A 20834-nucleotide genomic window follows, 5' to 3' on the forward strand; every position below is an offset into this window, starting at 1 on the left:
CCTCTCCCCCAAACCCCCCGATCCCCCATGACACCATCAACTCGTGATCGACCTGGGCTACTCCCTCTCCCGCCGCTTCCCGGACCCGCCGCAGACGGACTACCGGAGCGCGGACACCCGCGCGCTGCGCCACGACCTCTTCTGCGGCGACGTCTATGTCGCCGACACCGTGGCTGACCGCGAACTGTCCACAGCCTGGGGATGGGTGCCGGTGCTCGACTTCGCCTGGGCGCTGTGCGACATCGTGGAACGGCTGGACCGCGACCCGCGCGGCAGCCGCTCCCACCGGCGCATCAACGAGGAGCTGGACTTCACCGAATCGGCCGACCGCATGCTCTTCGAGCGCCGCTTCGGCTGGGTCGACATCACCGCCGACTGGGTACCGCTCGAAGAGCCCCCGCTGACCTTCCAGCACCGCGCGCTGCGCCGCGAGGCCCGCGACTTCCTGCAGGACCTGATCGCCGACTTGGTCGACATGCACGAGGGCCTGGGCGACAACCCGGCGATCTGGGACCTCCAGGCCCGCTACCCCCGCGTCTGACGGCTCGGCCCCTGCTCCGGCCTACTTCGCGCTGGCCGCGACATCGTCCAACACGGCGTCCGTCAGCAGCCCGGTGTCCTCCAACACCTCCATGTGGTCCATCACGGTCTCGTTGGTGATCTTGGCCAGCCGCCGGACCGTGTGGTTCTTGGTGGCGGCGCGGACCTCGCCGATGACGATGAAGATCTTCCCGTGCGCGGCGCGCAGCAGATCCACGAAGAGCTGGTCGAACTTCTCGCCCTTCGCGTTCTTCATCTGCTCGACCCACTGCTGCTGTTCGGCCGATGCTTCGTCCGGTATGGACGAGGACAGCGCCTTGGCGTCCTCGCGCACCAGCTGGTCGAGCCTGCTGTGACCGTCGAGCAGATGCGTCCCGGCCCGCTTGATCGCCTCGCTCGACGCCTGGGTCTGCGCCATCCGCCCGGCCGGGATCTCCCACAGCCCGGCCTGCCGGACCTTGACCATGAACGTCTTGTCCAGCTCGCTCAACGGCCCCGAGTTGGCGGCCTCCGACCCCGACGCGGCCGCGGCCCCGGCGTCCCCGAGACCGCCCTGCGCGGACGGCATCCCGCTGTCCGCCACCGACTGGCTCCCCCCGTCATCCGCCTGGGAGACCCAGATCCCCGCCCCCGCCACCACCGCCGCCAATGCGACGCCGACGGAGATCATGCGGGTGCGGTTCGACGCCGCGCCGTGACTGTTGCGCCCATGAGTGGTCATCGTGCCTCCAGGTGGGGGTGCGGGGAGTACGCGAAACACTAAACTTTGCCTGCTGCAAAAAACTGCGTTCGTCAGGAGTGCACAAATCCACCCGCGCCCAGCGCGAATTCCCCCTACACTCCCCCGCCCACACGGTTTTTCGACCGCATGGCTCCGCGAGGCGCGTACCTACGAGATGGGCACCTACGAGACGCGTGACTACGAGATGGGCGCCTACCGCCCCACCGCGGGCGTCTCCCGATGCGCCGCGTCCATGATCTGGCGCATCTCGGCCAGCGCCGACCCCAGGGCCTCCCGGTCCGTGGCCTCCTCCGCCACGACCTCCAGCTCCCGCAGCCGCGCGGCCCGCTCCGGAAACCGCTGAATGGCGACGAACTCGCCCCACCACTGCAGGAAGGTGCGCAGCGGAGCGATCGTGCCGTTCCGCGCGGCCTGCTCGACCGCCCGGTCCAGATGCTCGACGAAGGACGACAGCTCCCCCGGAGCGATCCGGGCGACCGCCGCCCGCAGCGCGGACGGCGTGAGCGCGGGCATCGGGATCAGGGGCCCGTCCTGGGCGGAGGACTGCTCGGTCATCTCTACGCTCCTGACACACCGGGATCTGCGCCCACGACACTCGACGGCGCGAAGCCGCGGCGAGCCTACGCCCGCGTCCCACCCGCCACTCGCCCCTGACCTCTATCGATCAATCAAGCACCACTCCAGATCACAACTGCCTCCCCCTGACCCCCGTTCGCCCACTCACGCCAAAACCGACAACACCCGCGCCCGCTCCCGCGCACGCGCGCGCGTACCGCTGCCGGTTATCCCCCGCCGAACACGGTAGTCCCGGCGCGGTGAGTGAAGCGCCGGAGAACACTGCACGTCGCATCCCCAAGGCTTTCCGGAACGACGCCCCCGCTCTATCCGGAATGCCCGCGTCTGTCCGGGCTGAGCGGCCCGCGAGGGACGTAGCGTGAGCCGCCCGTGGCCGTCCCGCCCAAGGTCGCAACCAAGGTCGCGCCCAGGTTCCGTCGGTTCCCCCTCGTGAGGATGACGCAGGTCTGATGCAGGTCAGGTTTCAGCAGCCGCTCCCCCCGGCCGTCGAATCGGCCGCCGAACCGGCCGTCGTATCGCTCGGAGACGGCACCCGCGCAGACGGCGCCCGCGGCGGCGTCGCCGTAGCCGAGCCACCGCCGCGAACGGCCCCGCCCGCCCCGCCCCGGAAGGTCCCCAGCGCCCCGCGGGCCCGGCCCCGGCTGTACGTCATCGACGGCATCCGCCTGGTCGCCGCGCTCATGGTGGCCCTGCACCACTACGTCGGCACCAACCGGGCCAACCAGCCGGGCAACGCGACATGGGGCCGTCCGGTCTCCGAGATCATGCCCACGGTGTTCCACTTCGCGTCCTTCGGCTGGATCGGCGTGGAGATCTTCTTCGTGATCAGCGGCTTCGTCATCTGCATGTCGTGCTGGGGCCGCACCCCGAAGGACTTCTTCGTCTCCCGGGTGATCCGCCTCTACCCCGCGTACTGGGTCGGCGTCATCTTCACCACCGTCGCCCTGTTCGTCCTCCCGGGCGTATGGGAACGCCCCCAGGGGCGGGACATCCTGCTCAACTTCACCATGCTCCAGTCGGGCTCCAACGTGCCGGACGTCGACATCGTCTACTGGACCCTCTGGTCGGAGCTGCGCTTCTACCTGCTCTTCATGGTCGTGGTCGCCATGGGCCTCACCTACCGCCGGGTCGTCGTCTTCTGCTGCGTCTGGGGCGCGGCCGCGATGCTCGCCCCCGTCTCCAAGTTCCCGCTGCTGGTGCTCGCGGCCGACCCCAGCGGCGCCTGGTACTTCATCGCGGGCCTCGCCCTCTACCTCATGCACCGCTTCGGCCAGGACCTCCTGCTCTGGGGAATCCTCGCCATGGCCTGGCTGATGGGCCAGCGCGAGCTGGGCCTGCGGGTCGCGTACGAAGACGTCTCCAGCTGGCGCGGCGCCGTCGTGATCTTCACGGTCTTCCTGCTCATCATGGTCGCCGTCGCCCTCGGCTACACCGACCGCATCCGCTGGAAGTGGCTGGTCACCGCGGGCTGCCTGACCTACCCGCTCTACCTGATGCACTACGTCGCCGGTACGGCCCTGATCAACCGCCTGCACGACGCCATGGACCCCCGCCTCCTCGTCGCCCTCCTCATCACCGCCTTCCTGGCCCTGAGCTGGCTGGTCCACCGCTTCGTGGAACGCCCTGCGGCCCGCCTCCTGAAGCGCGGCCTGGAGTCCTCCTTCACCCGCCTCCGCTTCTTCGGCCGCGCGGCCTGAGCCGACTCAACGGCCTGAGCCAACTCAGCGGCCTGAGCCGACTCAGCGGCGCAGCAGATCGATCACCCCGGCCGTGCCCTCGTCCCCGTACCCCGCGGCGAGACGACGCTCCATGAGCGCCATGAAGGGCTTGAGCACCTCCGGGCTGACGCCCTGCTCCTCGGCGGTACGCAGCAGCGTCCCGTTGCCCTCCACCATCATGGCGAGGTTCGACGTCACGCCCAGGGTGTAGTCGCCGGTCTCCAGCTGCGCGGCGACCCCGTACGCGGCTGGCGCCATGGCCGTGAGCCACTCGACGAGCAGCCCCGCGAACTCCTTCGGCACCACCTCCGCCTCCGCCCCGCGCATGAGCGCGAAGGCGTGCGCCATCCCGGCGAACATCCCGGTCATGGCGCTCAGCAAGGCCACGTCGTGCAGCGCGGCCGAGCCGAAATCCTCCCCGACGTACCGGGCGGCCGCCGGAACGGCCAGCACATCGCGGTGCGCCGCGAACAGCTCCGGCGACCCGCTGTAGAAGACGTACGCACCGGAGTCCGGGGAGCCGATCATCGGCGGAACGGCCATGATCCCGCCGTCCAGATACCGCGCACCGCGCGCGGCCGCCCACTCAGCCCGCTCGCGGGCCTGCCCGGGGGTGCTCGTGGTGACGTTGACCAGATCCTTGCCCCGCAGGTCGGCCTCGTCGAGCACCTCGCCGACCGAGGCATCATCGAGCAAACAAACAACCACAAGATCGCTGGCCCCCACCGCTCCGTCGACGGTCGCCGCGACCTCAGCCCCCTCCCCGAGGAGCGCCTCCGCCCGGCTCCCCGTGCGGTTCCACACACTCACCTCATACCCCGCGGCCAGCCACGCCCGGGCGAACGCGGTACCCATCGCACCAAGGCCGAGCACAGAAATCCTCTTCGCGTCATGTGTCATGCCGCAAAGCCTCATCGCTGAGCACGAGAGGCTCAAGTACCCACTTTGAAGTGGGTAGTTACCCTGACGTAAGCAACGAGCTGGAGGGCTGAAGCATGCGGACCACACGCAGACCCGGTTCCTACGTCTGCGGAATCGACGCGGCGATGGACGTCATCGGCGGCAAGTGGAAGGTCCTGATCCTCTGGGCCCTCCACGTACGCCCCCGCCGCTTCGGCGAACTCCGCAGGGAACTCCCCGGGGTGACCGAGAAGGTCCTCACCGACCACCTGCGCCAGCTGGAGCTGGACGGCATCGTCCACCGCGAGGTCCACGACGAGGTCCCGCCGCACGTCGAGTACTCCCTGACCCCACGCGGCACCTCCCTCAACGAGGCCCTGGCCCCGCTAGGCGCCTGGGGCCGCGAGAACCTCCTAGATCACGCGCCCCAAGCCTGACTCCACTCCCCGGTGCCCGCAGTCGGCATCCGCCCGTGTCCGTACGGCGGAGGCGAGCAGGGCCAGCTTGTCGGCGCTGTCGGTGCCGGGGGCCGGGTGGTGGATGACGAGCACCTGGCCGGGCGCGGCACTGACACCCAGCCGCTCCACTTGCAATCGCATGACACCCACCTGGGGATGGTCGAGCCGCATGGACGCGCCCGCACACGTACGTACGTCGTGCCGGGCCCAGAGGCGGCTGAAGCGAGGGCTGGCGAGGGAGAGTTCGCCGACCAGCTCGATGAAGCGCGGGTCATCCGTGTCCGTACCGACGGACTCGCGGAAACCGGCCACCAGATCCACGGTCGCGCTCTCCCAGCCCGGGTAGAGCGCGTGCTCGGCGGGGTCGAGGAACAGGTCCCGCATGCGGTTGGCGCCCACCGCGAGCCGCGGTGACAGGGCGGTCGCCAAGGCGTTGGCGGCGAGTACGTCGAAGTAGCGACCCTCGACGTGCGCGGGCAGCGGAAGCGTGGCGACGAGCTGGACGATGCCCGACGGAACGGTCTCCCGCCGGGGCCGACGCCGGGGCCGACGAGGCTTCGCGGCACCGAGCCGCAACAGGTGCTCCGTCGCCTCGTCGTCGAGCCGCAGCACACGGGCGAGCGCTTCGAGGACCTGCACGGAGGGATTGCGGTCGCGCCCCTGCTCCAGCCGCAGGTAGTAGTCGGCGCTGATCCCCGCGAGCATCGCGACCTCTTCCCGCCGCAGCCCCGGCACCCGCCGTAGCCCCACGGCGGGAATGCCGACCTGCTCCGGGGTGACGAGCTCGCGCCGGGCGCGTACGTAATCGCCCAGCGGGTTCGGTTCGTCGCTCATGCGTCGACGGTAGCCGCGCCGTCGCACACGTGCCTGTCCCTGCCACCCCCAGGAACGCGGGGACTCTGGCACGCCCGGCGCCCGGGCGGCAGCGTGACACTCATGTCAACGTATCTGCTGGTACACGGCGCCTGGCACAGCGGAGAGTGCTGGGAGCGCGTCGTCCCTCTCCTCACCTCAGCCGGACACCGCGCCCTCGCCCCATCCCTCACCGGCCACGGCGACCGCGCGCATCTGCTCAGCCCCGACGTAGGCCTCGACACCCACGCCGACGACATCGTCAGGCTGATCACCGACGAGGACCTCACCGACGTGATCCTCGTGGGCCACAGCTACGCGGGCCTGGTCATCTCCGCCGCGGCCAACCGGATACCGGACCGGATCGCGCACCTGGTCTACCTCGACGCGATGGTCCCGCAGGACGGTGAGAGCGCGGCCGACGTCATGCCCATCACCCAGGACCTGATCGACCGCGCCCTCCGCTCCGAGAGCGGCTGGCGCGTCCCACCCCTGCCCGAAATGCCGCGGCCCACGGGCCTGTTCGGCGTCACCGACCCGGCCGATGCCGCCTGGCTGCGTACGACCCTGTCGGACCAGTCCGTACGCTGCCTCCAGCAACCGGTCCGCCTGGACAACCCGGCCCTGAACGCCATCCTCCGGACCCACATCCACTGCGTAGTAGGCGAACCAAAAGGCTGGCCCCGCCGCCCCGTCCCCCCAACCCAGCCCAACGGCACCCCATCCCAGGTATGGCAACTGCCCACCGGCCACGACTGCATGATCACCACCCCAACCGACCTGACCGAACTCCTCCTCAAACTCGCCTGACGTCCACCGCCACGAGCAGTACCCTGCAAGCGGCCTTGCGTCGGTCGGTGCGAACTCTTCCCCATAGCACCGGCCCGTTGTGGAGGGGACCAGCCCGTTCGAGCCGGGCCAAGGAGGGGAATCCACTCAACTACCGTCGGCCGGGTCCTGCCAATACCAGGGCACCTCTGGCGGCAGCCAGGCGTTGCCATCTCTCCGCTCAAGTGCGGGCGGCTCGCAATCCTCGGGCAAGGGGCTGGAGTCGATCACAGCTTCCAAAGTGAACTGGACGTAGCGCAGGTATCCGCTTACGTCCCGAATCTGGCGCTTACGGTTGCCTTGGCCGATGCATCGCCATCCGACGTCGAAGCACAGCCGTACCAGAGTCCTATAGCGGGCCCGCACCCGATCGTCGGCTATGGAGAGAAGGTCGGTTCGCATGCCGTGACGGACCGAATCGACGGCTGAGGCACAACGCTCACGAGCCTGCGCGCTCAAGTAAGGGCGCTCCAGGCTCAGATCCGGCAAAGAAGGCAGCCAGGCGTTAAGCATCGCCAGCCGTTCCAAGAGCCGCTGCGCAGCCTCGGCGGAGCGTTGCTGCGTCCATTGACTGCGTGCCAGTGCCGCGTTGGCAGCCTCCTGCGAAGCGGCGAGTTCAGCTTGGGCCTGTATGGCCCTCGCGGTCTGCCACCGTGCCACATGCAGCGTGATGGCTCCCCCGGCCAACGTCCCTATCAACGTGCTGGCCGTTTGGCCCGCCAGATCTCCCCAGCCGCTCATGCTGGGATCCTGGCACCCGGCGAGAGCGTCAAACCCCGGCGTTGGACCGATGCCTGAGGTCGTTCAGAGAGGAGCAGGTACAGCAAGTCGACCAACTCTCCGCTGTTGACGATCCCGAGGTCGCTCCCCCGGCCCAACCGAACCCCGTCCAGGAGGCGATTCGGTCGAACCACTTCCTGGACGGGTGAGACGTACGACGCGGCACTCGCGCCTACACGGCGAACGGCGAGCTCATCTTCTGGCGAGAACGACGGCAGAAATCGCTACACCCCTGCCGCCTGGAGCGAAGGTTCCACCTACGCCTTGACACGGAAGTAGCCATAGAGGCAGACCCGTTCCGAGCCCTTCACCAGGCACACGTCGAGGGTGTACGGACTGCCCTCGATGAGGTTGCCGGTCTGCCACGGGGTTGTGTACGGGGACGAGTGCCCCCGCGTGGAAGCCTCGCGGACCAGCCAACCGGGCTCCGAGACGGTCCCCTCGACGCCCCACCCGTCGGCCGCGTCGTCCTTCGCCCGCAGCGCGTCTCCGGGGTCGTTCCCCTCCGGGTCCGCGTTCCAGTTCACATATCCGGCGTAGTCGCCGTCGGCGTAGAGGTAGACGACCACCGATTTCCCCGACTGATACCAGCTCGACTGGTAGGTGAGCTTGGGTGCTGCCACTGCGGTGCCCGCACCAGTCCCGAGAGAGACGCCGACCATCACGCAGTCGCCGCCAGCAGGGTGGCTAACCGCTTGCTCCAGTTGGACATTTGAAGCCCTTCCGTATCAGAGCGATCAAAGTAGGTCATGATCTTAGACCTCCATGGCCACCATGGCGACACGCCCGCCCGCAGGAGCAGGGGTGGGGAACTACGTGCCCCCAACCCGCGCGCTGGGAAAAGGGTGCTGCGCTAGCCGGTGGTTCTGGTGGCTCGTCCAGGAGCAGGTACAGCAGACCGACCAGGCTGCCGCTGCTGACGATCTCGCGGCGGTCGATCATCTCGCGGATGTCCGCGAGCGGGGATCCACTCGATGTGGTCCTTCAGGGGCTCCCGACCAGCGGGGGCGTCGGGCATGGGCCCAGCATGGTGTCCGGCTGATGTACGCCGGGGATGGCGAACGCCCCGGACGATCTTTACGTCCGGGGCGTCCCCCGCATTGGGGCCAGAGGTTCCACGAGTCCGTCGAGGATTTCCGCAGAAGAGTAGGGAGCCGTAAGTCTGTGCCCCTTGTGTGGCCTGCGGGCCGGGCTAGGGGGCCTTCGTCATCCTCGGCGGGATGCTCCGTCCGGCCAGACGACGTCCACCGGGATGCCTGCCTCGTGGGCCTGGTGCACCACATCTGCCGTGCCGCCGCCCTTGCCGGTGGGCGGCTGCCCGTTCCACACCGCCACCAGCCGGTCAGCACGTTCCAACAGCACGGCGTTCGCCGCTTCGTACGCCTGCCGGTTCGCCGTCTCGTGCGGCATCACCAGGACCTCGTTCGCGGCCTCCACCAGGCGGTCAAAGGTGGCGGCGTGGTCCGGCTTCACCTTCGCCTGCCGGTAGTCCTGGGACGGAATCACCACGACCAGGCTCCCCCTGGCCGCTAGGACCGCTTCGGCGAACAGGCTGTCGCTGCCCTTCGCGATGCATGACACGCCGACCAGGCCGGAGGGCTCGTAGGCGGCGAGGACCTTGTCCAGCTCGGCTCGTACCAGCGGGACCGACGCGTCGGTGAGATCCATGTGCCCGGTCACAGCGATCGTCGTCATCGCGCCCTTCCTCGTCACGTGGTGAGCAGAGTGCGGATGCTACCGCGCACATCGGCGACGGCCGGGGCACGCCATCCCCCACCGTGTACAGGTATAGCTGCGCCAGTTGAACGCGCACGCGCCCGGAGCGGATGCCGGAGGCGACCTCGACTGTCGGTGGTTCTCACGACGAGGGCACCCGCTTCTTCGGAGTATCGGCGTGGGTCGTCTGCCTGGCGGCCTGCGCCGCGATGCCGGTCGCGCTGCTGACCTATACGTACGCCAGCCGCTGAGGAGCCGAACAGGCCGTAAAGGCCGAACGCCCCGGACGGCAGGCCGTCCGGGGCGTTCGCGCAGCTCGTGCGCAGAGCCGACTGTCGGGTTCGAACCGACGACCTTCGCTTTACAAGAGCGGTGCTCTACCAGCTGAGCTAAGTCGGCGTCCCCAGCAGTGTACCCACCACACCGGGGTGCTCCGTTCGAAAATTCTGGTGTCCGGAGTAGAGACAGGGCGGGGGTGGGCGGTATAGCGTCACGCCAATCCACCTGCAGTGGACTAGACCCCTACCTTTACTCGGATCGTCCGGCACGTTCCTGCCGGTGAAGGGACCAGATCACCATGGCCACGGTCACGTATGACAAGGCGACCCGGATCTACCCGGGCACCGAAAAGCCCGCTGTCGATCAGCTGGACATCGGCATCGAAGACGGCGAGTTCCTCGTTCTGGTCGGCCCCTCGGGCTGTGGGAAGTCCACGTCGCTGCGGATGCTCGCGGGGCTGGAGGACGTCAACGGCGGGGCGATCCGGATCGGCGACCGCGATGTGACGCACCTGCCGCCGAAGGACCGGGACATCGCGATGGTGTTCCAGAACTACGCGCTGTACCCGCACATGACCGTCGCGCAGAACATGGGCTTCGCGCTCAAGATCGCCGGGGTCAACAAGACCGAGATCCGGCAGAAGGTCGAGGACGCGGCGAAGATCCTCGACCTCACCGAGTACCTGGAGCGCAAGCCGAAGGCGCTGTCCGGTGGTCAGCGGCAGCGGGTGGCGATGGGGCGGGCCATCGTGCGGGAGCCACAGGTGTTCCTCATGGACGAGCCGCTGTCGAACCTGGACGCCAAGCTGCGCGTGCAGACGCGTACGCAGATCGCGAGCCTGCAGCGGCGGCTGGGGATCACCACGGTGTACGTCACCCACGACCAGGTCGAGGCCATGACCATGGGCGACCGGGTGGCCGTCCTCAAGGACGGGCTGCTGCAGCAGGTCGACACGCCGCGCAACATGTACGACCGTCCGGCGAACCTCTTCGTGGCGGGCTTCATCGGGTCGCCCGCGATGAACCTGGTCGAGGTGCCGATCACCGACGGGGGTGTGAAGTTCGGCAACAGCGTGGTCCCGGTCAACCGCGAGGCGCTGTCCGCCGCGTCCGACAAGGGCGACCGTACGGTCACCGTCGGTGTGCGGCCCGAGCACTTCGACGTGGTGGAGGCGAACGGCTCGGCGGCGAAGTCGCTGACCAAGGCCAGCGCCGACGCCCCGGCCGGTCTCGCGATCACCGTGAACGTGGTCGAGGAGACGGGCGCGGACGCGTACGTCTTCGGTTCGGCCGAGGTCGGCGGCGAGAGCAAGGACCTGGTGATCCGGGTCGGCAGCCGCCAGGTGCCGGAGAAGGGCGCGCAGCTGCACGTCGTGCCGCAGCCGGGCGAAGCCCACGTCTTCTCCACCTCCACCGGGGAGCGGCTCAGCGACTGAGCTGAGGTCACGTTCTAAGACGAGGCGTCGTCTGCCGCGGTTGCGGCGGGCGGCGCCTCACCGCATGTGGCGCTGTAGTGGCGTTGTGGTGTTGTCGATAAATTCCCCGACATTCCGGGCTTTTCGATTTCGTTCGTCAACCTGCCCACAGCCGAAACCGGGTTTCCATCACCCGGCATGGTGACTCAATGTCGCCAAATCATCGCTCCTCGCTACGATCCCTCCCGTGAACACCGCAGCCCGCCGTATCGGCAGAACCCTCGCGCTCGTCCTCCCCGTCGTGCTCGTCCTCTCCGGAACGCTCGCCGTCACCCGCGTCCCGTGGGCCTCGCCGAGCGCCGAGTCGCAGATCCTCACCGCCTCCTCCGACCACGCCTCCACCCGCGCCGTCCACCGCGCCCCGCACGAGCTGCTGCGTGACCGGCTGCTCGCGGAACTGCAGGAGAAGGACCCGGGAGTGGCCCTCACCCACCTCCAGGTCGCCACGGACGAGCGGCCCTCGCTGGCCCGGCACTGCGCGGACATCGCCCGTGCGCTCGGCCGCGCCGCGGTCGCCAAGTACGGGGGGACGAAGGGGGCGCAGGCGTACGCCCGTCCCGTCTGCGACACCTCGTTCGCGTCCGGCATCACCCAGGCGTACCGCTGACGGCGCCACCCACACCGCAGTCGATCACCGTCAACTCCCCGTGCGGTCCCCGCGCCACCGCATATGGTGCGGTCCATGACCGATGACCTCCACCGGCGGGGGCACCACGCTCACCACCACCCGCACGCCCCGCGCCCCACGCAGGCCGTCGTCCTGGCCGGAGGCCAGGGCTCGCGGCTGCGTCCGTATACCGACGACCGCCCCAAGCCGATGGTCGAGATCCCGGGCACCGGGACCCCGATCATCGGCCATCAGCTGGCCTGGCTGGCCGCCGAGGGGGTCACCGACGCGGTCGTCTCCTGCGGCCATCTCGCCGCCGTCCTCCAGGACTGGCTGGAGTCGGCTGAACTGCCGCTGCGCGTGACGACCGTGGTCGAGAAGGAACCGCTCGGCCGCGGCGGTGGCCTGAAGTTCGCCGCCGCCCGGCTCCCCCACCCCGACCAGCCCTGGTACGCCACCAACGGCGACATCTGGACCCGCTTCTCGCTGCGCGAGATGGCCGACTTCCACCATGAGCGCGACGCCGTCGCGACCCTCGCGCTGGCCCGGCCGCGCATCCCCTGGGGGGCGGTGGAGACGGACGAGTTCGGTCACGTCCTCGACTTCATCGAGTCGCCGCCCTCCCCGTACCTCATCAACGCGGGCGTGTACGTCTTCTCCGCCACCTTCACGGCCCTGCTGCCGGGGCGCGGCGACCATGAGCGTACGACGTTCCCACGGCTCGCCCGGGAGCGCCGGCTGGCCGGGTTCCCGCTGCCCCACGGGGCGTACTGGCGGGCCATCGACACCGCCAAGGACCTCACCGAGGCCGCCAAGGAACTCTCCGCGGGCCCACCGCCGTCCGGTCGCGGGTCGCTGGAATCGACGCCGGTCCGGCCCCCGTTGCACGACTGAGCCCCCACGTACAGCGGAAGGCCCTGCGCGCCGCATTCCAGCGCGCAGGGCCTTCCGCGTACGTACGGGACGGCCTGCGTACGGTTCAGCCGAGGAGGCCGCCCAGCGCCGCCTCCTCCTGGGGCGGTTCGCCCTCGTCGTAGGAGTCGGCCGCCGGGGCGCCGCCGCCCGGGCCGATGCCCTCCGCGCCCGTACCGCCCAGGCCCGCGCCCGTGCCGCCGAGGTCCGGCGGGCCCGGTTCCGTCATCGGGGCCTCGGGGCGGCTCGGGGCGCGGGGGGTCGTACGGTCGCCGCGCCGCTCCTGGCCGGGGCTCCCGGTGCCGCTCGCCGAACCCGTCGCGCTGGGCCTGCCCGACGTGGCGGACGCCGACGGCGAGGCGGACGGGGTCGGACGGCTCGACGGGGCGCGGTGCGAGGGCGACCCGGGGGTGTCCAGCGCGCCGCCGACCCCGCCGCGCGGGCTGGTCTCGGGCTTCCGGGGCAGCGGCGAGCCGGGGAGGCTGTTACGCGGCACCTCGTGCGGCTCGGGCGCCCGTACCGTCTCCGAGGACCGTACGGCGCCGCCGATCATCGAGCCGAGCAGCAGGGTCAGCCCGGCCACCACCATCGCCATCACGGTGCCGCGGCGCAGCACCCGCCGCCGCAGCGCCCCCAGTTCGACGCGCGGGCCGAGCCGCCGCCAGGCCTCGCCCGCGAGTCGGGCGTCGGCCGAGTAGACCGGGGCGCCCGCGATGACCAGCGGGCTCCAGGCGGCGAGGTAGATGATGTCGGGCGCGTCGTAGACCGGTACGGTGCGCCAGCTCACGGTGAGGATCAGCGCGGCGGACAGCACCGCGCCGACGCAGGCCGCGAGCCGCTGCCACAGCCCGAGGACGGTGAGCACGCCGACCACGATCTGGAGGAACGCCACGGTCAGCCCGGCGCCCACCGGGTGTTCCAGGGCCAGGTCCCGCAGCGGCTCGGCGATCGGCCAGGGGTGCAGGGACTGCAGCCAGGTGACCATCGAGCCGCGCTCGCCGCCGTCGAAGTAGACGGGGTCGGACAGCTTGCCCATGCCCGCGTAGACGGAGATGAAGCCGAGGAAGATACGGAGCGGGAGGAGGACGACGCCCAGGTTCATCCGGCGGTCGGGGTAGTACGCGTGCTGCCGCACCTGCTCGGAGGGGCGCCGGGGGCGCGGAACCTGGGGTGTGCGGTGCGTCTGGGGCGCCCGGTGCGGCTGAGGCGCCTGGTGGGGCTGCCGGGCCTGGTGGGCGGCGTGGGACGGCCGGGGGACGCGTGGCGTCGGGCCGGTACGGTGCGTGGCGTCCGACTCCCGTGGCCTCGGCGGGCGCCCGGACTCCGGCCCCGGCCCCGTCTCCCGGCGCGGACCGCGCGGGTTGCGCGGCCCGATGACCGTGGGCGGGCCGTCGTCGAAGGTGACCCGTGGCAGCACCTGCGTGGTGCCCACGTCCTCGGAACCGGAACCGGGACCGGAACCGGCACCAGCACCAGCACCAGCACCGGCACCTGGGCCGTCCACCGTTTCGGAGTACCGCACGGCCTGCAGCAGTCGGGTCGCCGCCGTGTCCCCGCCGGGCCGGGTGCGGCCGCTCCACACCACGGGCGGGCGGCGCCGGGGCGCGGCCCCGGCCCCGATACCGGCGAGCCGGGCCGTGTCCGCCAGCGCGCTGCTCACGACCGGGGAGCCGAGCTGCACCCGGAAGCTGGGGGGATTGAAGGCGACCTTCGCAGGATCACACGGCACTTTGGCCATGGTCAGCTGCGGTTCGTCCTCGAATCCCCGCGCGCGTCCCGCCAGGGGCGTGCGGAATGTTCTGGTCTCCACGCCCAACTAACCGACTGACCGGCGGGAAAGACACTGCCGGGGCCGGTGTGATCTGTCGGGGGACCGTCAAGATCGTCCAGGCCGGGTACGAACCCGCCCCGCCCCCTCGTTACGGGACGGGGCAGGAGGCACGCGATTACGCCCGGCGCCGCGTCGTTTACGCCCGGCGCCGCGACGCCTCGTACAGCACCACGCCCGCCGCGACCCCCGCGTTGAGCGACTCCGCGCCGCCCGGCATCGGGATGCGGACCCGGAAGTCGCAGGTCTCGCCGACCAGTCGGGACAGCCCCTTGCCCTCGCTGCCGACGACGATCACGACCGGGCCGCCCAGCGCCTCCAGGTCCTGCAGCTCCGTCTCGCCGTCCGCCGTGAGGCCGACGACCGTGAGGCCCGCCTTCTGGTAGGACTCCAGCGTCCGGGTCAGGTTGGTGGCGCGCGCCACCGGGGTGCGGGCGGCGGTGCCCGCGGACGTCTTCCAGGCACCGGCGGTCATCCCGGCCGCGCGCCGCTCCGGTACGACCACGCCGTGGCCGCCGAACGCGGAGACCGACCGCACCACGGCGCCCAGGTTGCGCGGGTCGGTGACGCCGTCGAGGGCGACGATCAGCGGGTCCTCGCCGTCGTCGAAGGCGGCCGCGCTGAGGTCTTCGGGGTGGGCGTAGTCGTACGGCGGGACCTGCAGCACCAGACCCTGGTGGTTGAGCCCGTTCGTCATCCGGTCCAGCTCGGCCTTGGGGGCCTCCATGAGGTGGATGCCGCCTCGGTCGGCCGCGATCTTCAGCGCCTCACGCACCCGTTCGTCGCTGTCGATGAACTGCTGCACGTACAGCGTGTTCGCCGGGACGCCCTCGCGCAGCGCCTCGAACACCGAGTTACGGCCCACCACCAGCTCGTTCGTGCCCTTGGCGCCGCCACGGCGCGGGGCCGGGCGCTTGGCGGCCTGCCGGGTGCGGGCGTTGGCGATGCGCTGCTTGGCGTGGCCCTTGCGCGCCTCGGCGGGCGGGGTGGGGCCCTTGCCCTCCAGGCCCCGGCGCCGCTTGCCGCCGCTGCCGATCTGCGCGCCCTTCTTGTTGCTGGTACGGCGGTTCCTGCGCTGGCTGTTGCCGGCCATGAATGTCACCTATCTCTTCACTGCTCAGCGCGGCTCGGCGCACGGCAACGGAAAACGTCGACGTCCCACGCGTATACGGTCTTATGTATGGACACCAGTGTGCCGCCCGGCCCAGCGGGCGGCACAAAGGGCCAGGTCAGCGGGTGCCCAGCTCCCAGCGCGGACCCGACGGGGTGTCCTCGATGACCAGCCCCGACTGCTGCAGCTGGTCGCGGATCGCGTCCGCCGTCGCGTAGTCCTTGCGGCCGCGCGCGGCCTGGCGCTGCTCCAGGACCAGCCGGACGAGCGAGTCGACCACGCCGTGCAGATCCTCGCCCCGGTCCGAACCGCCCGACCAGTGCTCGTCGAGCGGGTCCAGGCCCAGCACGCCGAGCATGGCCCGCACCTCGGCCAGCCGCGCGACCGCCGCCTCCTTGTCGTCGGCGGTGAGGGCGGAATTGCCCTGGCGGACGGTGGTGTGGACGACCGCGAGCGCCTGCGGCACCCCGAGGTCGTCGTCCATCGCCTCGGCGAAGGCGGGCGGCACGTCGGCGGCGGGCTCGACGGGCCCGGCCTTCTCCATGACCCGCTGGATGAAGCCCTCGATGCGCGCGAAGGCGGACTCCGCCTCGCGCAGCGCCTCCTCGCTGTACTCGATCATGGAGCGGTAGTGCGGGGTGCCCAGGTAGTAGCGGAGCACGATGGGGCGCCAGCGCTTGACCATCTCGGAGACCAGCACCGAGTTGCCGAGCGACTTGCTCATCTTCTCGCCGCTCAGGGTGACCCACGCGTTGTGCGCCCAGTACGTGGCGAAGTCGTCGCCGAACGCCTTGGCCTGCGCGATCTCGTTCTCATGGTGCGGGAAGATCAGATCGACGCCGCCGCCGTGGATGTCGAAGGCGCTGCCCAGGTACTTGTGCGCCATCGCCGAGCACTCCAGGTGCCAGCCGGGGCGGCCGCGCCCCCACGGGGTCTCCCAGCTCGGCTCGCCGGGCTTGGCCGCCTTCCACATGGCGAAGTCGCGCGGATCGCGCTTGCCGGTCTCGCCCTCGCCGCTGGGCTGGCGCAGCCCGTCCAGGTCTTGGTTGGAAAGCTTCAGGTACTCGGGGTACGAGCGCACATCGAAGTAGACGTTGCCCTCGGCCGCGTACGCGTGACCACGGTCGATCAGGCCCCGCATCATCTCGATCATCTCGGGGATGTGACCGGTCGCGCGCGGCTCATAGGTCGGGGGCAGGCAGCCGAGGATGTCGTACGCGCTGGTGAACGCGCGCTCGTTCGCGTAGCCGATCGACCACCACGGGCGGCCCTGCTCGGCCGACTTGGCGATGATCTTGTCGTCGATGTCCGTGACATTCCGGACAAACGTGACGTCATAGCCGCGGTACGCGAACCAGCGGCGCATGATGTCGAAGTTCAGTCCCGACCTGATGTGCCCGATATGCGGGGCAGCCTGCACCGTCGCGCCGCACAGGTAGATCGAGACACAGCCCGGCGTGAGCGGGGAAAAGTCACGGATCTGCCGGGCACCGGTGTCGTACAGGCGAATAGTCACGCGTCAAGGGTAGTCGGAATCCGGCAGTGCCCCGCGACCCATTGGCCGCAGGGACACAGAAGCGTGACACTTCCCGGCGAGGACCGCCGCTCAGAGGCTGCCGACGACCTTGCGGGCGGCGATCCGCACGACGATGCGCTCGTCGTCCTGGGCGGAGGCCGGGTTGAACTCGGCGTACTTCTTGCCCGCGTACTTGAGCGACAACTCGTCGATCAGCTTCTGGCCGCCCTCGGTGGTGTAGGTCGCGGTGCCGCGGATCTCGGCGTACGTGTACGGCGCGTCCGCGGGCTGCACCAGGACCGTGACGCGGGGGTCGCGGTCGATGTTCTTCTGCTTCCGCCGTCCCATGGTGGTCGAGAACAGCAGCTCGTCGCCGTCCCGCTTCACCCACACCGGTGACAGCTGAGGGCTGCCGTCGGGCTGGGTGGTACCGATGATGACGAAGACGGGGGTGTCGAGGACGCGCTTGAGGTCGTCGGAGAGTGTGGTGGCCACGGGGTGCTTCCTTTCCTCGCGCTGAGCGGGGCGGTGGTACGGACGGGTTGCCCCGATCCGTACCCCACACTCCGTCAAGCCTTCGGTCCCGGCGTGAGGAACGGCCCGTACGGCGGAGGGTCAGCCCCGGACCACCAGCGCGGTCGCCACCGCCGCCAGGCCCTCGGCCCGGCCGGTCAGGCCCAGCCCGTCGGTCGTCGTACCGGAGACCGAGACCGGGGCGTCGATCGCCGACGAGAGCGCCTTGACCGCCTCGTCGCGGCGCTTGCCGATCTTGGGGCGGACGCCGATCACCTGGATCGCCACATTGCCGATCCCGAACCCCGCCGCCCGCACGATCCGGGCCGCCTCCGCCAGCAGCGTCACCCCGGAGGCGCCGGACCACTCGGGGCGGTCGGTGCCGAAGTGGGCGCCGAGGTCGCCGAGGCCCGCGGCGGAGAAGAGCGCGTCACAGGCGGCGTGGGCGGCCACGTCGCCGTCGGAGTGCCCGGCCAGGCCGTACTCCTCGCCCTCCCACAGCAGACCGGCGCACCACAGCTCGCGGCCCTTCTCGAACGCGTGGACGTCGGTGCCGATGCCCACCAGCGGGATCGCCACGGGAACGTCAGAAGCCATCGTTCTTCCTCCTGCGCGCGAGAACCGCCTCGGCCAGCACCAGGTCCAGCGGCCGGGTCACCTTGAACGCCTCCTCGTGGCCGGGCACGACCACGACCTCGACGCCCATGCGCTCGACCATGCCCGCGTCGTCCGTCGCGCCGTCGCCCTCCAGGACGATCTTCTCGTGCGCGGCGGCGAGCGTGGCCCGGTCGAAGCCCTGCGGGGTCTGTACGGCGCGCAGTACGGCGCGCTCGGGGGTGCCGACGACGGGCTCGGGCTCACCGGCCCGCTCGCCGGTGCGCGGCTCGACCCGCTTGACGGTGTCGGTCACCGGCAGCGCCGGTACGACGGCGGGCGCCCCGTCCCGTACGGCGGCGACGACCGCGTCCACGGTGTCCACGGGGACGAGCGGGCGCGCCGCGTCGTGCACCAGGACCGTCGTGACGCTGTCGGGGACGGCGGCCAGGCCGAGCCGCACCGAGTCCTGGCGGGTCTCACCGCCGGGGACGACGACCACTTCCGTGGTCCCGGTGAGCGGGTACGCGTCGAGCAGCCTGCGGACCTCGTCGGCACCGTCCGGCGGGGCGACCACGACCACCAGCGAGACGGCGCGGGATCCGGCCATCGCCCGTACGGCGTGCACGAGCATCGGCGTGCCGCTCAGCGGGCGCAGCGCCTTGGGGGCGCCCGGGCCCAGCCGCACACCACGGCCCGCGGCGGGGATCACGGCGGCGGTGCGGGCGGGGCGCTCGGAGTCGACAACGGATGGGGTTACGGACTTTGCGTTGGCGTTCAGGTTTGCTTCCTCGGCCGAAATGGGTATGGCCACAGCGTGCCGGGCGCGATGCCCCGACCGGCCCCTTCCGTGACGACTGGTCGTGCCAGCTGCCCGGGCCCGGCACACCTTGCACCACAACAGCGACGTGCACCACAACAGCGACACCACAAACGGTCTTGCGCCTCGGGCTTCGATGTGGTGGGCTGAGGTGCCTGTGCGCGCACATGCCGCAGCGCCCGGCGAACAGACTTACGGGGAGCAGGTCTGAATCACTCGGGCACCGCGGCATTATGTGTCAGGACGCGAGTACCTCATCCAGCAGGGCCTCGGCCTTGTCCTCATTGGTGCTCTCGGCGAGGGCGAGTTCGCTCACCAGGATCTGGCGCGCCTTGGCGAGCATGCGCTTCTCACCGGCGGACAGACCGCGCTCCCGCTCTCGGCGCCACAGATCGCGAACGACCTCGGCAACCTTGATCACATCACCGGAGGCGAGCTTCTCGAGATTTGCCTTGTAACGACGGGACCAGTTCGTGGGCTCTTCCGCATACGGTGCGCGCAGCACCTCGAAGACCCGGTCCAGCCCGTCCTGGCCGACCACATCACGCACACCAACGAACTCCGCATTGTCCGCCGGTACACGAACCGTCAGGTCACCCTGAGCGACCTTCAGCACCAAGTAGGTCTTGTCCACGCCTTTGATCTGACGAGTTTCGATGGCCTCGATCAGCGCGGCCCCGTGATGGGGATAGACCACGGTGTCGCCAACCTTGAACGTCATGTGACAGGTACCCCTTCCGTGGCTATCCAGGGTAACACGTGAACGCCTTCTTCTGAATGGCGTTTTCGCAGGTCAGGGCATATCTCGGGGCTTGACAACAGCGACCGGGACGTGCTGGGCAAGGCGGGCGGAACCGGGTATTCGCAGGTGGGAGCGGTTGTCCGGGCGGCGTGAAACCGACGCGTTACATGCCCTGGGAACATCATGCGGGTGGCCGTACGTCCCGTTTTGCCGGAGTCCGGTCGATGGACTTCCGCTACTCCGTTCGGCCGAGGAGCGACAGATCCGGCCCTGATTCCCGAATTGATCACGGCCGTACTGATCATGTCTGTGAGACATCTGTGGTCAAGTGCGTGATCAATTCTTCGGACGTCCACGGATTCCTTACCGATAATCTCCCCGATCCGTCACCGAACCGATATTCAGGGTGGTCCGGGAAGGGGTGTGAGCGGCGTGTTGGCCGCGCGCGCCGCCGTGGGAGGCGGGTCGGGTGCGGGGCCGGGAGGGCGGATCGGTAACCTAAGCGCGCTGATCCAACTTTTTTCCTCGTCCTAGGAGATGCCGCCGCCGTGAGCAGCAGCCTTCGACGCGGCGTCCTCGCCGCAGCCGCCATCGTCGTCTCGGTCGCCCCGCTCTCCGCCTGCGGAGCCGGGAACGACGCGCAGACGCTGGAGGTCAAGCCCGACAACGCCGCGACGTCCGTCGGCGATATCAAGATCCAGAACGCCACCGTGGTGACACAGCCGGACCGGACGGCGAAGGGCCCGGCCGTGGTCACGGCCAGGATCTTCAACAACGGCGACCGGGACGAGACCCTTACGGCCATCACGCTGCCCAACGCGGGCGCGACGGCGAAGCTGCACCCGGCCAAGGGCTCGGGCAAGGCCGCGAGCAAGATCGTCGTCCCGGCGGGCGGCTCCGTCGCCCTCGGCGGCGAGGGCAACGCCTCCGCCGTCATCTCCGAGGGGCGCGAGGCCGCCAAGGACGGCGACACCCAGCGGATCGTCTTCGACCTCAGCTCGACCGGCGACGTGCCGATGACGGCCTTCGTCGTGCCCGCCACGAGCTACTTCAAGGGCTGGGGCCCGTCCGAGCTGCCGACCCCGACCCCGTCGGCCACCCAGGGCGGTACGCCCTCCGGCAAGCCGGGCCAGACCACCCCGGGCCAGCCGGGGCAGTCGGGCCAGCCGGGGCAGCCGGGGCAGAGCAAGCCGGGCGACAAGCCGTCCGACGAGGCCTCCGGCACGGCGAGCGACAAGCCGGGCGGCGGCCAGAGCAACGGCATCGCCCCCGGCGAGCCGACGCCGAACGACGAGGACTGAGCGCACGCATAACGCGAGGGCGGCCCC

23 protein-coding genes, 1 tRNA gene and 1 pseudogene are annotated in these 20834 nt (G+C 70.2%); 9 read left to right on the forward strand and 16 right to left on the reverse strand.

Features of this window, described 5'->3' with window-relative positions; all coding sequences use genetic code 11:
- Positions 1-43: 43 nt before the first annotated feature.
- A complete protein-coding gene (locus ACWC5C_RS07085) occupies positions 44-541 on the forward strand; it encodes a hypothetical protein (RefSeq protein ID WP_385445624.1) in 498 nt (165 codons plus the stop codon).
- A gap of 21 nt (positions 542-562) precedes the next feature.
- On the opposite strand, the gene ACWC5C_RS07090 is transcribed toward ACWC5C_RS07085, so the two are convergent.
- Together ACWC5C_RS07090 and ACWC5C_RS07095 are read right to left on the reverse strand one after the other, a co-directional pair.
- Positions 563-1261: a DUF4142 domain-containing protein gene (locus ACWC5C_RS07090; RefSeq protein ID WP_450874470.1), complete on the reverse strand. Its 699-nt coding sequence runs from the start codon at positions 1259-1261 to the stop codon at positions 563-565.
- Positions 1262-1474: 213 nt separating this feature from the next.
- Positions 1475-1837 carry a DUF6247 family protein gene (locus tag ACWC5C_RS07095; RefSeq protein ID WP_385445622.1) on the reverse strand — a complete coding sequence of 121 codons (363 nt, stop codon included), beginning with the start codon at positions 1835-1837 and terminating at the stop codon, positions 1475-1477.
- Positions 1838-2307: 470 nt separating this feature from the next.
- Here ACWC5C_RS07095 and ACWC5C_RS07100 point away from each other — a divergent pair, with 470 nt between their 5' ends.
- Entirely contained in the window at positions 2308-3555 is a 1248-nt protein-coding gene (locus tag ACWC5C_RS07100; protein ID WP_450874471.1) for an acyltransferase family protein, read from the forward strand.
- Between the two features lie 42 nt (positions 3556-3597).
- Here the strand turns inward: ACWC5C_RS07100 and ACWC5C_RS07105 are convergent, their stop codons facing one another.
- Entirely contained in the window at positions 3598-4491 is an 894-nt protein-coding gene (locus tag ACWC5C_RS07105) for an NAD(P)-dependent oxidoreductase (protein ID WP_450874472.1), read from the reverse strand.
- Positions 4492-4571: 80 nt separating this feature from the next.
- Between ACWC5C_RS07105 and ACWC5C_RS07110 the strand changes: the two genes are divergently transcribed.
- Complete coding sequence (locus tag ACWC5C_RS07110; RefSeq protein WP_450874473.1) at positions 4572-4913, forward strand: winged helix-turn-helix transcriptional regulator; 342 nt, start codon at positions 4572-4574, stop codon at positions 4911-4913.
- Here the strand turns inward: ACWC5C_RS07110 and ACWC5C_RS07115 are convergent.
- Positions 4890-5768 (reverse strand): helix-turn-helix domain-containing protein, encoded by an 879-nt coding sequence (locus ACWC5C_RS07115; RefSeq protein WP_450874474.1) that lies wholly within the window; start codon positions 5766-5768, stop codon positions 4890-4892. The genes ACWC5C_RS07110 and ACWC5C_RS07115 overlap by 24 nt on opposite strands.
- 102 nt (positions 5769-5870) lie before the next feature.
- Here ACWC5C_RS07115 and ACWC5C_RS07120 point away from each other — a divergent pair, with 102 nt between their 5' ends.
- Positions 5871-6596, forward strand: a complete 726-nt coding sequence (locus ACWC5C_RS07120) for an alpha/beta fold hydrolase (RefSeq protein WP_450874475.1) — start codon at positions 5871-5873, stop codon at positions 6594-6596.
- Positions 6597-6722: 126 nt separating this feature from the next.
- On the opposite strand, the gene ACWC5C_RS07125 is transcribed toward ACWC5C_RS07120, so the two are convergent.
- From ACWC5C_RS07125 to ACWC5C_RS07140, 4 genes and pseudogenes are all read right to left on the reverse strand, one after another.
- Positions 6723-7355: a hypothetical protein gene (locus tag ACWC5C_RS07125; protein WP_450874476.1), complete on the reverse strand. Its 633-nt coding sequence runs from the start codon at positions 7353-7355 to the stop codon at positions 6723-6725.
- Between the two features lie 296 nt (positions 7356-7651).
- The gene (locus ACWC5C_RS07130; protein WP_450874477.1) at positions 7652-8017 is read right to left on the reverse strand and encodes a hypothetical protein; all 366 of its coding nucleotides are present in this window, start codon (positions 8015-8017) and stop codon (positions 7652-7654) included.
- Between the two features lie 250 nt (positions 8018-8267).
- Positions 8268-8376 (reverse strand): annotated as a pseudogene (locus ACWC5C_RS07135) (NUDIX hydrolase); the annotation flags it as partial.
- A gap of 224 nt (positions 8377-8600) precedes the next feature.
- Entirely contained in the window at positions 8601-9089 is a 489-nt protein-coding gene (locus ACWC5C_RS07140) for a hypothetical protein (RefSeq protein WP_450874478.1), read from the reverse strand.
- 131 nt (positions 9090-9220) lie between these two features.
- On the opposite strand from ACWC5C_RS07140, the gene ACWC5C_RS07145 reads away from it, so the two are divergent.
- Positions 9221-9361, forward strand: a complete 141-nt coding sequence (locus tag ACWC5C_RS07145; protein WP_450874479.1) for a hypothetical protein — start codon at positions 9221-9223, stop codon at positions 9359-9361.
- 75 nt (positions 9362-9436) lie between these two features.
- On the opposite strand, the gene ACWC5C_RS07150 is transcribed toward ACWC5C_RS07145, so the two are convergent.
- Positions 9437-9509: transfer RNA gene (locus tag ACWC5C_RS07150), tRNA-Thr, on the reverse strand.
- Positions 9510-9687: 178 nt separating this feature from the next.
- Here ACWC5C_RS07150 and ACWC5C_RS07155 point away from each other — a divergent pair.
- The 3 genes from ACWC5C_RS07155 (at position 9688) to ACWC5C_RS07165 (ending at position 12364) form a co-directional block, all read left to right on the forward strand.
- Complete coding sequence (locus ACWC5C_RS07155) at positions 9688-10824, forward strand: ABC transporter ATP-binding protein (RefSeq protein ID WP_385445597.1); 1137 nt, start codon at positions 9688-9690, stop codon at positions 10822-10824.
- 226 nt (positions 10825-11050) lie between these two features.
- The gene (locus ACWC5C_RS07160) at positions 11051-11470 is read left to right on the forward strand and encodes a hypothetical protein (RefSeq protein ID WP_385445596.1); all 420 of its coding nucleotides are present in this window, start codon (positions 11051-11053) and stop codon (positions 11468-11470) included.
- Between the two features lie 75 nt (positions 11471-11545).
- Positions 11546-12364: a nucleotidyltransferase family protein gene (locus ACWC5C_RS07165; RefSeq protein ID WP_385445595.1), complete on the forward strand. Its 819-nt coding sequence runs from the start codon at positions 11546-11548 to the stop codon at positions 12362-12364.
- A gap of 85 nt (positions 12365-12449) precedes the next feature.
- Here the strand turns inward: ACWC5C_RS07165 and ACWC5C_RS07170 are convergent, their stop codons facing one another.
- From ACWC5C_RS07170 to ACWC5C_RS07200, 7 genes are all read right to left on the reverse strand, one after another.
- Positions 12450-14120 carry a DoxX family membrane protein gene (locus tag ACWC5C_RS07170; protein ID WP_450874708.1) on the reverse strand — a complete coding sequence of 557 codons (1671 nt, stop codon included), beginning with the start codon at positions 14118-14120 and terminating at the stop codon, positions 12450-12452.
- A gap of 229 nt (positions 14121-14349) precedes the next feature.
- Positions 14350-15303 carry a 23S rRNA (guanosine(2251)-2'-O)-methyltransferase RlmB gene (rlmB, locus tag ACWC5C_RS07175; RefSeq protein ID WP_450874480.1) on the reverse strand — a complete coding sequence of 318 codons (954 nt, stop codon included), beginning with the start codon at positions 15301-15303 and terminating at the stop codon, positions 14350-14352.
- 136 nt (positions 15304-15439) lie between these two features.
- Positions 15440-16837: a cysteine--tRNA ligase gene (cysS, locus tag ACWC5C_RS07180; protein ID WP_450874481.1), complete on the reverse strand. Its 1398-nt coding sequence runs from the start codon at positions 16835-16837 to the stop codon at positions 15440-15442.
- 90 nt (positions 16838-16927) lie between these two features.
- A complete protein-coding gene (locus tag ACWC5C_RS07185; protein ID WP_385445592.1) occupies positions 16928-17332 on the reverse strand; it encodes a PPOX class F420-dependent oxidoreductase in 405 nt (134 codons plus the stop codon).
- A 120-nt stretch (positions 17333-17452) separates the two neighbouring features.
- The gene (ispF, locus tag ACWC5C_RS07190; RefSeq protein WP_385445591.1) at positions 17453-17947 is read right to left on the reverse strand and encodes a 2-C-methyl-D-erythritol 2,4-cyclodiphosphate synthase; all 495 of its coding nucleotides are present in this window, start codon (positions 17945-17947) and stop codon (positions 17453-17455) included.
- A complete protein-coding gene (gene ispD, locus ACWC5C_RS07195) occupies positions 17937-18725 on the reverse strand; it encodes a 2-C-methyl-D-erythritol 4-phosphate cytidylyltransferase (RefSeq protein WP_450874709.1) in 789 nt (262 codons plus the stop codon). The genes ispF and ispD overlap by 11 nt, the downstream gene beginning before the upstream one ends.
- A gap of 277 nt (positions 18726-19002) precedes the next feature.
- Complete coding sequence (locus ACWC5C_RS07200; protein ID WP_009716930.1) at positions 19003-19485, reverse strand: CarD family transcriptional regulator; 483 nt, start codon at positions 19483-19485, stop codon at positions 19003-19005.
- A 569-nt stretch (positions 19486-20054) separates the two neighbouring features.
- Between ACWC5C_RS07200 and ACWC5C_RS07205 the strand changes: the two genes are divergently transcribed.
- Positions 20055-20807, forward strand: coding sequence for a copper chaperone PCu(A)C (locus tag ACWC5C_RS07205; RefSeq protein ID WP_450874482.1), 753 nt, complete (start codon positions 20055-20057; stop codon positions 20805-20807).
- Positions 20808-20834 lie beyond the last annotated feature (27 nt).

Source organism: Streptomyces sp. NPDC001700, assembly GCF_053596435.1.